Genomic DNA, 13955 nt, shown 5'->3' with positions numbered 1-13955 from the left:
AATGACCGTCAATCCTCAGATAGACGCAGCGCAGGGTGAATGCATTCCGGCAAACCGCCGTCTACTTCCATTGGGTTTGAACAGTCTTGGACCGTTGAATTACGCGTTCGAGGAAACAGGCAATGCCGTTCAGAAACTGGCCGAGGTCTGTGATAAACGCACATCCGCGCGCGCGATGGCGCTGAAAAAGAAACTGGATGATTTTGAGCCCAGCGTGACGCTGGTGGGCCAGGTTAAAGCTGGTAAAACTGCACTGACCAATGTTCTGGTCGGATCGCCGGGGTTATTGCCGTCCGATGTGAACCCTTGGACATCGGTTGTGACCACACTGCACATCAATCCCAAGCATGAAGGTGCGCAGACCAAGGCGCTGTTCGAATTCTTCGACAAGGATGAATGGGACAAACTGGTTCTGACCGGTGGTCGTCTGGGTGAACTGGCCGAACGGGCCGGTGCCGATGACGAAATGCAGGAAATTCAACGCCAGATCGCCGAGATGCAGGAAAAGACCCGGTCGCGTCTGGGGAATGATTTTGAGACCCTGATGGGTCAGCAGCATCGCTACGATTACTATGACTCTGAGTTGGTCGAACGTTATGTCTGTCTGGGCGAAGATCCTGTTACCGGCGCACCTGTCGAAGGAACGCGGGGCCACTATGCAGATGTCACCAAATCGGCCGAGCTGTTTGTGGATCTGCCCGAATTTCCCGGCACACTTTGCCTGCGCGACACGCCCGGTGTGAATGATACATTTATGGTGCGCGAACAGATCACAATCCGCAGTGTCCGTGATTCCGAGATTTGTGTGGTTGTCCTGTCAGCGCATCAGGCACTGACGACCATGGATATGGCGCTGATCCGGCTGATTTCGAACCTGGAAAAACGTCAGGTGATCCTGTTCGTGAATCGCATTGACGAACTGCCCGACCCGGCAACCCAGGTGCCCGAGATCGAAAACAGCATCCGCGCCACACTGAAGGGCTATAATGCCCCGCATGACTGTTCGATCATCTTTGGCAGCGCGAAGTGGGCCGAGGCCGCGTTGACCGACAGTATCGGTAGTCTATCCGATGAAAGCCGTAATTCGCTGATCGAATGGGCCCAGGCCGCCGAAGATTTTGCGGTTGACGATGTCGAAGCCCACACATGGTATCTGTCCGGCATTCCGGCGCTAATGGATTCTGTTTATGCCCGCGTCCGCGAAGGCAGCGGCCAACGGACGCTTGAAAAGGTTCGTAAGCGCGCACTGAACCTGGCCAACCAGGCCCGTGCAGCAACCAGCACCGGCAGTCGGATGCGGCTGAATCTGTCAGGCGACATCAATGTTGACGTCAAACTGTTGAAAGGATCTTTGAAAGCCTTGATCCAGACCTATGACAGCAAGATGGCAGCTGTTTTGAAGGATTTGCAGGATGGGCTGAGTTCCCGTCTGGAAAAGGCCGAGGCCAGCTTTGTGAAACGGGCCACAGATGCGCTGATCAGTCATCTGCAAAAGAATGGTGAACACGGATCGTGGCAATACAAGCCAGATGGTCTGCGTCTGCTGTTGCGGGCGGGATACCTGAATTTCTCAAACGCGGCGAGCAAGAATGCCGCCGCCCTTTATGCACAATCCGCCAAGGATATTGAGCGGATTTATATGGAAGTATTCGGGGTCGACCTGGATGGCTTCCATATTGAACCACCAATCCCGCCACGCGTGCCGCCCCCTGTCGTGTTGGGAAAAACCATCGCGCTGGACCTGCAAAGCACGTGGTGGCGCAAATGGTGGCAGAAACGTAAGGGTTTCGAAGCATTTGCAACGGATTATGCGCGTTTGATTCATTCAGAGTCAGGGGCAATCATTCAGGAACTGCAGGAAACGCAGGTCAAAGAGGTGTTGCAGAAAATCAGCTCTACTTTGGACGAGTTTCTGCAAGAGCAAAGCGAAATGCTGTTGAAACTGGCTGAAAACCCCGAATTGGGGTCTGAGCATTTCCAATCCGGCAGTGATGCTGAGTTGGAACAAACGCAAGGCGCATTGGGCGATGTGTTGACCCGACTGGAACGGGTCGCCGCCTGATCAGGCCGGAAGGAGAGACGTGATGACGGGACAAGCCCCCAACAAACGCCAACTTAGCCCTGCACAGCTTGAGCGGCTGACAAAATGGGCCAAGCGCAAGCCTGCCATTGCGTTGATGGGTGAATTCAGTGCGGGGAAATCCACTCTGCTGAACCTGTTGCTGGGCACGTCGATTCTGCCGACGCAGGTAACGGCGACGCAGCTGCCCCCCGTCTGGATGCGTTATGGCGAAGGCGAACCGTTCCGTATGGATGTTTACGGCAATCGCCGTTCGGTTGACCTGAACGACATAGGGTCGATCAATGTACGCAAAACACGGTTTATCCGGGTTTACAGCAAGGCAGAGTTCTTGAAACGCTGCGATCTGATCGATACGCCCGGCATTTCGGACCCGAACATTCCCGCACAGGTTTGGATGCATGCCGTTGGTTATGCAAATGCGATTTTGTGGTGTACACACGCCACCCAGGCCTGGCGCGAAAGTGAACGCAGCGCCTGGGTTTCTCTGCCTGACCGGCTGAAAGACAAAAGTCTGCTGCTGGTGACACGGGCCGACAAACTGGCAACCCCGGAAGATCGCCAGCGGGTTGACGCACGTCTGGAACGCGAAGCCGCACCCCTTTTCCGCAGTCGTCATTTCATGGCGTTGTTGGAAGCTATTGAGGCACGTGAAGCCGGTGATACGGGTCCAATGTGGGAACAAAGCGGTGGTAAGGGCTTTACCGAAGCGTTTGACCGCGTGCTTGATGACATTATGACCGAACGCGGCAAGATGCTGATGCGCCATAATGGCGACACCTCAAGCAATGTGGAAAGCTTCCCAGGCGTTGTGCGGCCCAACCGGCCAGGCCGGGACAATCCGTTGGTTCAGTCATTTTCACCAGTGCGGCCTTCGCGCCCGGCACGCAATCCGGAAGAACGCCGCGAACGCCTGCCTACGTCCGAGGCAAACGATCTGCGCTCGAAACTGGGGGGGGACGACACTCTGCAGGCTGCTGCACCAGCATCAGAAAACACTGAGGCGCAACAACCGACGCCACCAGCAGCACCAGAGCCGCCTGCGGAAAACAAGATCAGCGCATTGCGTGCAGCTTTTGACGGCAATTTGCGACCCGAAAACAGCTCTGATGCGGATCAACACATCGAAGAGACTGTGGAAGAACCTGTTGCCGAAACACCAACAGCGTCTTCCGCCGCCGGCTTCGGGCATAGTTTTGCACCGATGACAGACGAAGACCGCGCCCAACAGGATCAGGTGGCGCAGGCTAAAGACGATACAGATGTTGACGTACCGCATGACGATTTCGAATATCGCCCTGTAGAAACGCCAGCCGAGCCTGTTTCGACCTTCGCGCCTGTTTTCACGGAAGAAACGACTGAAGACGCCGACCACTCCGAAGAACCAGTCATCGATGCAGTTTCAGAAACCGCAGACGAACCGGCACAGTTCGACGAAAGTGAGGTTTTTGCCGAAGTCGAAGAATATGCCGACATGACCGAGCCGCTTTCCAAACAAGTGGAAGAGGTTGAGGAAGATGACATTATTAAAGATGTCGCGACAAATGTTGTGGGCGTACTTGGCTCTGCCCAGTCAGAACCCGACGCAAAGGCGTCCGCTTTGCAGGAAACAGCCAGTGTTGATTTACCCGAGACCGATGATGCCCTTGAAGACGCTCCAACGGATGTCTTGCCATCACAAATCTGGGCTGAAATCGCGCAACGTGGCGACATAAACTCGATACCCGATGTTCTTGCCGCCGTTCAGGAACTGCTGGAACGGATCGAAGCGCAGGATGAGGCGATGATGCAGGCCGAACAGCAGGCCGCCGAAACGGACGACGACCCGGCGCCCGGCGGTTGGAGCAAGCTGGCCTGACCTTTCGGAATACTTGCCTAATGGATCAAGCCATGTGATAAGCCATGGCTTGTCTATTTATGTTGTGATCCGGAGTGACCATGTCACTTGAACAGGCTTTAGAAAAATCCATGACGAACGTGCCCGAATGCCTGGCGGTCGGGTATCTGGACGTTGAAACGGGCATGTTGCTGGCTGAAACCATGATGCCCGGTTTTTCATCTGACGTCTTTGATACTCTGGCGGGCGCCATGACCGATATGTTGCTTGGTGACGAATTTGCCAGATTGGATAATCACATGGCGCAAGGCGACCCCAATGAACCATCTGAAAGCTATTTTCAGGAGTTTCTGGTTTTTAATCAGCAATATCTGAATGTGTTCATGCGGACGAAACAATATCCTAACCATGTTGTATGTTATATCTGCAATAAACTGGCCAATCCGGGTATGGTTCTGACCAAATCGCGCATGGATCTGGATACTATAACTGCAGCCGTATAGCGTCTGCGCAGCCACGTCGGGACTTTTAGTCATGTCGCTTAGTGCCTCACTTGCCAATATCCTAAAACAGGTACGAAAAACTGCTAAAGAGCGTGAACAACAGGTGCGCCACCTGCCCTCTGAGACAGCGCAGGAACGTCTTAAAGCGATTACAGGTGAAATTGGTCAAACACTTCTGCCGCGTGTTTTGACTTTTGAAAACGGCAACAATGCACATCTGACCATCGACGCCGGCAGCAGACGCGTGTTGAAGGTGCTGGATGTTCAACCGTCTGGTCTTCTGAGGGAAGGCGATACGCTTTTCACCGGCCGCGATGACAGCCAGCGTGATGAGCAACTGACATCGTTGTCACATATGCTGACGTTGTTCGCCAGTATTGACGGTAATTTGCGGGTTCTGTCCGCACCGCCACAAGAACTCTATGGCGCGGACGAGGTCGGCTATACCTCGGACGAACTCGAGAGCGCTTGCAAAAAACTGAATCTACCGAATGAAACGATAATCGACCTTTTGGAAGCAGCCCTGACAAACGTAGACGCTGCGGATCCTTCGGTTCAAGGCGATACAGACCCACCGCCTTCTGTGCCGATCCTAGATGGTGTGCCTGAAAAGATCTCGGTCTTTTTTCAATCGATCCAGCGCAGAAGCAACGTTGCCTTTCTGGTCGCCCCATCAGGCGATGTTTTGCAGTCAGTCCCGGACCCGTTTGACGGTGATCTTTTGGATATAAAGGACGAAATACTGGGGATGCTGGACCGCTGGTCAACGGAAACATCATCGGTGCTATCGGGCCAAAAGCTGATCGTGATGCGATCACAGGCCGCCGATGGCAATTCAGTCGCGTTTTTTATGCACGAAGGACATTGCATTATTTCCTCATTCAAAAATAAAGACTTAGGTCGAGTATTTTCAAGTTGGGCCCAAGTGTCATCCACCTAAGAGACGTCCGAAATACAAACAATTTGAATTGGTAAGGCGGTTTTCACTTCTTCATCTTATTGCTGCTTGCGGGTGAAGAAAAGGTGGTGGATATGTCCGGGCAGTCAAAGGCGCCGATTATTATCAAGCGCAAAAAAGTCGTGGCGGGTGGCGGGCACCATGGTGGTGCTTGGAAAGTCGCATATGCTGACTTCGTAACCGCGATGATGGCGTTTTTCATGTTGATGTGGTTGTTGAATGCGACCACTGAAAATCAGCGCAAGGGCCTGGCGGACTATTTTTCGCCATCCATTGCGGTCACGCGGACCTCGGGCGGCGGTGATGGTGCATTTGGGGGGGAAAACATATTCTCAACCGAAATGTCAGCCCGCACCGGTGTAGGTGCAACACGGCCCGAATCTGAACAGGATCTACTTGTTATCGGTGCAGACGGTCAGACGAATACCGACGCCGAAACTGATGGCGCGAATGAAAAACTCTTTAAAATTGAAGAGGAATTGCTGGGCCTGGGCGGCGAAAGCGATGTCGCAAATGAACTGATGAAGCATATCACGACCCGAGTGACAGACGAGGGGCTAGTGGTCGAAATATTTGCAACACCGGATGACCCTATCTTTGATGCAACTTCCGGCGAACCAACCCGCTTGACTGTCGCCTTGGTTGATATGATTGCGGATGTCTTTCAACTCGTCGAAAATAATGTTGCAATTGAAGGACATAGCAGATCAAAGCCAATTGTTGTGCGTGATAATCCCGTATGGCAGATATCGACAGATCGCGCGGCTACCATCAGGACACTGTTCGAAAACAGCAACTTTGATCCAATGCGGTTGAACCGAACGACAGGACATGCAGACCGCGAACCGATCGTCGAGAATACCATGTCCGTGCGCAATGATCGGATCGAGATTATTCTGCTGAGGGACTGAAATCAGAATTGCGCAAATTTTATCTGTTAGCACACTGTTAAGTCACCGTGCGGTAGCAACGGGAAGATAAATGTCGATGCAGCAGAAAGGCGCAAAATGACGATTTCTTCCTCGCTCAATGCCGGTGTGGCGGGTCTGACCGCGAACGCAAGCCGTTTGGCCACGATATCGGACAACATCGCGAACTCCTCGACCTTTGGGTATAAACGGGCAACTGCAGATTTTCATTCGATGGTCATTTCATCGGGTTCGGGAACTTATTCCGCAGGCGGGGTGCGCGTCACGACACAACGCTTGATCGATGAACGTGGTCCACTTGTGTCCACCAGCAACCCAACAGACCTGTCAGTGCGCGGTCGCGGCATGCTGCCTGTAACGACAACATCAGCCGTCAATGTCGACAATGGTGAACAGGAAATGATGCTGACAACCACGGGATCTTTCCGCACAGACCAGGATGGTATCCTACGTACAGAATCCGGCCTGGTTCTGATGGGATGGCCCGCTAATGCTGACGGAACGATCCCAAGCTATCCTCGGGATACTTCTGCTGGCCTTGAACCCATTCAGATCAACGTGAACCAGTTTGGCGGCGAACCAACAACCCGCATGTCACTTGGTGTAAATCTGCCGGCGACTGATACCGAGGTCGGGTCAGCAGGTGCCTCACAACAATTGTCGATTGAGTATTTCGACAATCTTGGCACATCCCAAAGTCTTTCTGTTGAATTTACACCAACTGTTCCGGCTGCGGGTGCGTCAAATGAATGGACAATGCTTGTGCGCGATTCGGCATCCGCGAATGCTGTTGTCGGGGAATATACTTTGAACTTCAACGACAACCGGACCGATGGCGGCACGATTGCTTCGGTTACAACAACAAGCGGTGGCGCATATGACCCTGTCACTGGAACATTTCAGGTGAATGTTCTGGGCGGGCCTATTGATATCTCAATCGGAACACCTGGCGATAGCAGTGGTATCACACAACTGTCCGACAACTTTGCGCCTGTCTCGATTCTGAAAGACGGATCGCCCGTGGGTAACATGACATCAGTTGAAGTGGACGAAAACGGCTATGTTCGCGCCTTCTTCGACACTGGGATTTCACGGACGATTTATCAGATTCCACTTGTTGATATGCCGAACCCAAATGGCCTGGTGGCTATGGATCAGCAGACCTATTCAATCTCACCGGAAAGTGGTTCCTATTTTCTGTGGGATGCAGGGGATGGCCCAACCGGCGACATCCTAAGTTTTGCTCGTGAAGAATCGACCACCGATGTCGCTGGCGAGTTGACCAATCTGATCCAGACGCAGCGCGCATATTCGTCCAATGCAAAAGTGATCCAGACAGTGGACGAGATGCTGCAGGAAACAACCAACATTAAACGATAACGTGCAAAGGGGCTGACCCATGTCAATCACAAGCGCACTCTCTAACGCGGTTTCAGGCCTAGGCGCCATGTCTCGGGCTGCGGAAACAGTATCGACAAACGTCTCCAACGCCTTAACAGATGGATACGGAAGGCGAGAAATAACGCTGTCTTCCCGCACGTCGGGAAATATGGGCGGCGTTCAGGTCACATCCGAGAGGCGTATTATCGACGCGGGTCTGGTTTCAGATCGACGGTTGGCCGAAGCTGATTTGAGTTTTTCACAAACAAAATCGAACTTTCTAAACCAGCTCGAAAGAACAATCGGCGTTCCCGGGGAACCGGGATCGCTGTCCAGCCGCTATGCAGATTTCGAAGCCAGCCTACTGGCCGCATCCAGTCAGCCTGATAGCGATGCCAGACTTACGGATGTTTTGGAAAGTGCATCAAGACTCACGGATTCGATCAACATTCTGAATGACGACATTCAGATCGCACGCATGAATGCGGATGCGGCTATCAAGCGGGACGTTGATGCCCTAAATGCTGCAATGCAACGCGTTGCGGAACTGAACTCAACCATTAAACGTCATAATGCGACAGGTCTTCCAACGGCCTCGCTTCAGGATGAAAGACAACGGCAGATTGATCTGATCTCGGAAATTGTTCCGATTAAAGAACTGCAACGCGATCATGGCCAAGTGGCACTTATCACCACGGGCGGCGCACAGCTTGTTGATGGTGTTCCGGCCGAGCTGACTTTCCCACCGACCCCCACAATCGCCGCCGGTATGACTGTCGAAGCCGGTTCTCTGGGCCGCCTCACGCTGAACGGCCGCGAGATTGACGGCATGGCCGGATCCCTTCGTGGTGGGCGGCTTGCTGCAAATTTTGAAATCCGCGATGATCTTTCCGTGACCGCTCAGCAACAAGTAGACGCACTGGCGCGCGATCTTGTTGAACGGTTCCAAGACCCGGCTGCGGACGCCAGCCTGAGTGCTGGCGATGCGGGACTATTCACCGATGGAGCATCAGCCTTTGATCCTGCCAATGAAAGCGGATTGGCAGAAAGACTATCGATCAACCCCACAGTCGATCCCGCCAATGGCGGAGAGCTTTGGCGTCTACGTGATGGTGTTGGCGCTATCGCACCAGGGCCAAGTGGCGATGGAACACAGCTATTGTCATTCCAAGAAGCTTTTACCAGTTCGCGTGCGCCCTTGCCCGGTTTGGGCAATTCATCACGGTCGGCCGCTGGATTTGCATCTGACCTATTGTCAGGCATTTCGACGTCACGGCAAAATCTGGAAGCTGATCAAAGCTTTGCCGCCACCCGCGCAAACACACTGCGCGACCTTGAGGCGGCCAATGGCGTCAACACAGATGATGAGATGCAAAAACTGCTTCTTATTGAACAAAACTACGCCGCAAATGCACGTGTTATTCAAACCATCGACGAATTGATGGACCAAATCATCAGGATCTGAATATGAATTTTAACCCTGTCAGCGATCTCTCCCAAAGCCTGCAAAGCAGGCGATATAATGCAGAGGTCAAATCGGATCTTGTCCGCTTGTCACAGGAATTGGCAAGTGGACAGAAATCCGACATTGCCAAAGCTGTAGGCGGTGACTTTCGAGCCCTGGCGGGAATCGAAAATTCACTTCGCGCGCTGGATAGTTTCAAACTGATAACAACCGAAGCTGAACAATATGCAGGAACGATGCAGCGTACTTTGGGGCTGGTTCAGACCATGTCCGAAGACATGTGGGCAACTCTATCAACATCCGACGATTTGAATTCCGATGCTGCAACCCAGGCCGTGTCACAAGACGCAAAAGGCAAATTGCAAAGCGTTATTTCAGCAATCAACACACCATCTAGTGTCGGAACGGTTTTCAGCGGTGCGACGACAAATGGGCCAGCTTTGGCCAGCGCAGATGTTATCTTGGATGAATTGCGAGCGGTTGTCGCGTCTGAAACCACGGCTGCAGGTGTCAAAGCGGCAATAGATAACTGGTTCGATGCATCAGGCGGTGGATTTGAAACGCAGGGTTACCTGGGCTCAACAACGTCTAAGTCCGGTTTCAAGGTCGGGTCGTCCGAGGTCATTAACCTTGATATAAAAGCAGATGAGCCAGAAATCAGGGATGTTTTGAAAGGGCTTTCGCTTGCAGCCCTTGCGGGTGATGGACTGACGCTAACGCCACCTGACAACAGCCGCGATCTGTTTGATATGGCCCGAGGCGAACTGGGCGCGGCCAATAACGGCTTGGTCAAACTTCGTTCAGACGTAGGGCGCGTTGAGGCAGGGATCGAAAACGCCTCGGTCAGAAATGAGGCTGAAAAAACTGCACTGGAAATGAGCTTGAACCACCTGACATCGATTGATCCGTTTGAAACGGCGACAAGATTGCAAGAAACACAGACACAGCTTGAAACGCTTTACACTGTGACAGCAAGATTATCGCAGCTAACGCTGGTGGATTTCCTAAGATGATGCGTCTTGTTTTATGCCTGCTGTTGGCTGTGGTTGGTGCAACCAACGCCTTTGCAGGGCCTATTCGAATCAAGGATCTGGTCGAATTTGACGGCGTACGCGGCAACGACCTGGTTGGATACGGATTGGTTGTGGGACTCAACGGAACTGGTGATGGGATCAGGAACGCGCCATTCACCGAAGAAATCATGGCCAATATCCTTGAAAGGTTGGGCGTGAATGTGTCTGGCGAACAGTTTCGGCCGAAAAACGTGGCCGCCGTTTTAGTCACCGCCGAACTACCACCTTTCTCAAGGGCCGGGTCACAGATTGACGTGACGGTTTCAGCGATTGGCGATGCCAAAAGCCTTCTGGGTGGCACGCTGATCATGACGCCTTTGAATGCCGCTGACGGCCAGATTTACGCCGTGGCGCAAGGTACCATCATCGCCGGTGGCGTTTCCGCCGGCGGGGACGGCGCCAACGTTGTGCAAGGCGTTCCAACGGCCGGGGTTATTCCGTCGGGTGCGCGCGTCGAACGTGAGGTTGATTTCGACTTCACCGGCCTGACAAGTCTGCGAATGGCCCTTCGCACACCCGATTTCACGACAGCCGGACGCATTGAGCAAGCGGTGAATACCGCCTTTGGGCGACCGGTCGCCCGTATGTTGGATGCAGGGACTGTTGAGCTGGATATCGTTGCCACCCGATTGCCTTCGGCGGCCCATGCCTTGGGGCAGATCGAAAATATTTTCGTTGAACCAGAACGCAAAGCCAAGGTGGTGGTTGATCAACGCTCTGGCACGATTGTGATGGGCGAAGATGTCCGCATTTCGCGGGTTGCCGTTTCGCAAGGGAACTTGACGCTGCGCATAGAAGAGGCCCCGATCGTTGTGCAGCCCAGCCCGTTTTCTGATGGCGAAACAGTTGTCGTGCCCCGAACGACTGCCGAAATCGAAGAAGAACCAGGGATTGGGTTGGCCGAGGTGCGCGAAGGAACATCTTTGTCAGAAGTCATTGCCGGGCTGAATGCACTTGGCGTTTCACCACGTGACATGATCGACATCCTGAAAAGCATCAAGGCCGCGGGTGCGCTACATGCCGAATTTATAGTACGATAGATTTGGGTGCACCAAAGTACAAAGTGATAATTTACCCTGTCTGTTGTCTCGGTTAAGTATCTGCCGAACAACAGACGAGGTAACAATGTCCGGTCACGGCACACCAATCCCGATGACATCCAGAAAATCGGGGCCTTTGCGGGGCACAGCCAATGTGCCGGGGGACAAATCGATTTCACACCGCGCGCTGATCTTTGGCGCGCTTGTGATCGGAGAAACTAAAATCAGCGGATTGTTGGAAGGCGAAGATGTGCTGGACACAGCGGCGGCAATGCGCGCCTTTGGGGCAACGGTCGATCATATGGGCCCCGGCGAATGGTGTGTTCAGGGCGTCGGCGTTGGCGGATTTTCTGAACCGGATGATGTTATTGACAGCGGAAATTCCGGCACCGGTGTCAGACTGATTATGGGTGCCATGTCAACGTCACCCATCACGGCCACTTTTACCGGCGATGCCAGCCTTAGGTCACGACCGATGGCGCGCATCACCGATCCGATTGGCCTGTTTGGCGCCACGTCCTACGGTCGGAAAGGTGGGCGCTTGCCCATGACAATCGTGGGCGCGCGCGACCCTATACCCGTCAATTATAAGGTGCCCATGCCGTCCGCTCAGGTCAAATCTGCGGTTTTACTGGCGGGATTGAATGCGCCCGGCCAGACGACGGTGATCGAAAAAGAGGCCACGCGCGACCACACCGAACGGATGCTGCAGGGTTTTGGTGCAGATGTTGAGGTTACAGAAAGTGCCGAAGGCCGCGTCATCGTTCTGACCGGCCAGCCCGAGTTGAAGCCACAAAAAATAACAGTGCCCCGCGACCCAAGCTCGGCCGCGTTTCCGGTGTGTGCGGCGCTGATCGTCGAAGGCTCGGACGTTTTGGTGCCGAATATCGGCCTGAATCCCACCCGCGCCGGTCTGTTTACCACGTTACGCGAAATGGGCGCGGACCTGACGTTTGAGAATGAACGTGAAGAAGCCGGCGAACCCGTCGCAGACCTGCGCGCGCGCTTTTCGCCCGAGTTGAAAGGCGTCGAAGTGCCCCCGGAGCGCGCAGCCAATATGATCGACGAATATCCGATCCTGTCGGTTGTGGCATCATTCGCCGAAGGCGCAACGACCATGCGGGGTGTCAAGGAATTGCGCGTGAAGGAAAGCGACCGGATCGATGCAATGGCCCGCGGGCTTGAGGCTTGTGGTGTGACGATCGAGGAGGACGAAGACACCATGATCGTTCACGGACGCGGCGCGGATGGAGTACCCGGCGGAGCGACTTGCGAAAGCCGTCTGGATCACCGCATCGCGATGAGCTTCATGTGTCTTGGAATGGCCACGCAAAAAGCAGTCAGTATTGATGATGGCGGCCCCATTGCGACCTCTTTCCCGATCTTTGAGCCCCTAATGAAAGAGCTTGGCGCGCAGATTGTAAGAGCGAATAGATGACAAAAGGAAGCTGTCTTTGCGGTGCAATTGAGTATCACGTCAGTGGTCCCATGAGGCCGGTTATCGCGTGCCACTGCAACCAGTGTAGAAAATCGAGCGGCCATCACGTGGCTGCGACCTCGGCCAAACGCGAGCTGATCTCAATCAAGGGGAACGTGACCTGGTACCAATCGTCGGATACCGCGCGGCGCGGGTTTTGTGGCGTCTGTGGCTCACAATTGTTTTGGGACGGCCCCGGATCGCATATGTCAATTTTTGCGGGTACGCTGGATGAACCAACCGGTCTGAAGCTATCGGGTCACATATTTTGTGCAGATAAGGGTGACTATTACGACATCGAAGATGGTCTGCCGAAGGCGGATCAGGATCATCCAGACATGACCACTCAGGTCGCCCCATGAAGTTCACAGTCGCAATTGATGGCCCGGCTGCGGCGGGCAAGGGAACGATAAGCACGGCCGTCGCAGCACATTTTGGTTTTGCGCATCTGGACACCGGGCTTTTGTACAGGGCGGTTGGGCGAAAGACTCTGCTTGGTCATGATGCCGTTATGGCTGCGAAAACATTGGCGGCGACGGATTTGCAGGAAACCGACCTTCGAACACCCGAGGTCGCGCAGGCGGCTTCGAAGATTGCCGTTCTGGCCGAGGTGCGGACAGCGCTTGTTGATTTTCAGCGCAATTTTGCGGCGCGGGATGGTGGGGCTGTTCTGGATGGCCGCGATATTGGCACCGTGATCTGCTCGGATGCGAACGTAAAACTGTTTGTAACCGCAAGCGCTGAGGTACGTGCTGAAAGGCGGTACCTTGAACTGCGAGAAAAGGGCCACGACGTCAGCCGCGAAACGGTTCTGGCCGATGTCAAGGCACGGGATGAACGCGACAGCCAACGCGAAGCGGCACCATTAAAGCCTGCAGAAGATGCTATCATGATCGATACCTCGGATATGTCGATTGATGACGCTGTAAAAACTGCGATCGAGATGGTGCAGACCAGACTAAAGCCGTCGAACAGGACATAATTTTTGTCGCGGTACGCATGGCGCGGCGGCGATGCGCAGAAAACCTTAGGAAAACCTTGTATTCCTGAAAAACCCGAGTTATACGCAGCGCGTCAAAGCGGCGATAACAGCCGTTCAGAACAAATATGGGCAGGGTCGGTCATCACCGGCCCTTACTGTTTTGGCAAATCCGTTTTGACCAAAGGAACCCTCAAGACCGGCGGAGACAACCGCTCGGCCCGAAAAATGTAA

The 13955-nt window shown here is 53.9% G+C and carries 13 protein-coding genes; all 13 read left to right on the top strand.

All coding sequences use genetic code 11. The annotated features are described in order from the left end of the window. The first annotated feature begins 1 nt into the window (after position 1). The gene (locus H7848_RS09405; protein WP_208350521.1) at positions 2-2062 is read left to right on the top strand and encodes a dynamin family protein; all 2061 of its coding nucleotides are present in this window, start codon (positions 2-4) and stop codon (positions 2060-2062) included. Between the two features lie 22 nt (positions 2063-2084). Further along, complete coding sequence (locus H7848_RS09400; protein ID WP_208350517.1) at positions 2085-3938, top strand: dynamin family protein; 1854 nt, start codon at positions 2085-2087, stop codon at positions 3936-3938. Positions 3939-4018: 80 nt separating this feature from the next. Next, positions 4019-4420, top strand: a complete 402-nt coding sequence (locus tag H7848_RS09395; protein ID WP_208350512.1) for a hypothetical protein — start codon at positions 4019-4021, stop codon at positions 4418-4420. Positions 4421-4451: 31 nt separating this feature from the next. Continuing rightward, a complete protein-coding gene (locus tag H7848_RS09390; protein WP_208350510.1) occupies positions 4452-5360 on the top strand; it encodes a hypothetical protein in 909 nt (302 codons plus the stop codon). 92 nt (positions 5361-5452) lie between these two features. Next, positions 5453-6289 (top strand): flagellar motor protein MotB, encoded by an 837-nt coding sequence (locus H7848_RS09385; RefSeq protein WP_208350508.1) that lies wholly within the window; start codon positions 5453-5455, stop codon positions 6287-6289. A gap of 96 nt (positions 6290-6385) precedes the next feature. Beyond that, positions 6386-7687 carry a flagellar hook protein FlgE gene (locus H7848_RS09380; protein ID WP_208350507.1) on the top strand — a complete coding sequence of 434 codons (1302 nt, stop codon included), beginning with the start codon at positions 6386-6388 and terminating at the stop codon, positions 7685-7687. A gap of 19 nt (positions 7688-7706) precedes the next feature. Then, positions 7707-9152: a flagellar hook-associated protein FlgK gene (gene flgK, locus H7848_RS09375; protein WP_208350506.1), complete on the top strand. Its 1446-nt coding sequence runs from the start codon at positions 7707-7709 to the stop codon at positions 9150-9152. A 2-nt stretch (positions 9153-9154) separates the two neighbouring features. Continuing rightward, positions 9155-10165 carry a flagellin gene (locus H7848_RS09370; RefSeq protein ID WP_208350505.1) on the top strand — a complete coding sequence of 337 codons (1011 nt, stop codon included), beginning with the start codon at positions 9155-9157 and terminating at the stop codon, positions 10163-10165. Continuing rightward, entirely contained in the window at positions 10162-11265 is a 1104-nt protein-coding gene (locus H7848_RS09365; protein WP_208350504.1) for a flagellar basal body P-ring protein FlgI, read from the top strand. The genes H7848_RS09370 and H7848_RS09365 overlap by 4 nt, the downstream gene beginning before the upstream one ends. An 85-nt stretch (positions 11266-11350) precedes the next feature. Beyond that, the gene (aroA, locus tag H7848_RS09360; protein ID WP_208350501.1) at positions 11351-12703 is read left to right on the top strand and encodes a 3-phosphoshikimate 1-carboxyvinyltransferase; all 1353 of its coding nucleotides are present in this window, start codon (positions 11351-11353) and stop codon (positions 12701-12703) included. Then, positions 12700-13104, top strand: coding sequence for a GFA family protein (locus tag H7848_RS09355; protein ID WP_208350499.1), 405 nt, complete (start codon positions 12700-12702; stop codon positions 13102-13104). Before aroA ends, H7848_RS09355 begins: the two co-directional genes overlap by 4 nt. Further along, on the top strand, positions 13101-13724 hold the full coding sequence (gene cmk / locus H7848_RS09350; RefSeq protein ID WP_208350498.1) for a (d)CMP kinase: 624 nt from the start codon (positions 13101-13103) through the stop codon (positions 13722-13724). Before H7848_RS09355 ends, cmk begins: the two co-directional genes overlap by 4 nt. A 3-nt stretch (positions 13725-13727) precedes the next feature. Continuing rightward, entirely contained in the window at positions 13728-13955 is a 228-nt protein-coding gene (locus H7848_RS09345; RefSeq protein ID WP_208350496.1) for a hypothetical protein, read from the top strand.

It is taken from the genome of Pseudaestuariivita rosea, assembly GCF_017592335.1.
Lineage (GTDB): Bacteria > Pseudomonadota > Alphaproteobacteria > Rhodobacterales > Rhodobacteraceae > Parasulfitobacter > Parasulfitobacter rosea.
This window is presented reverse-complemented; position numbering and strand designations above follow the sequence as displayed.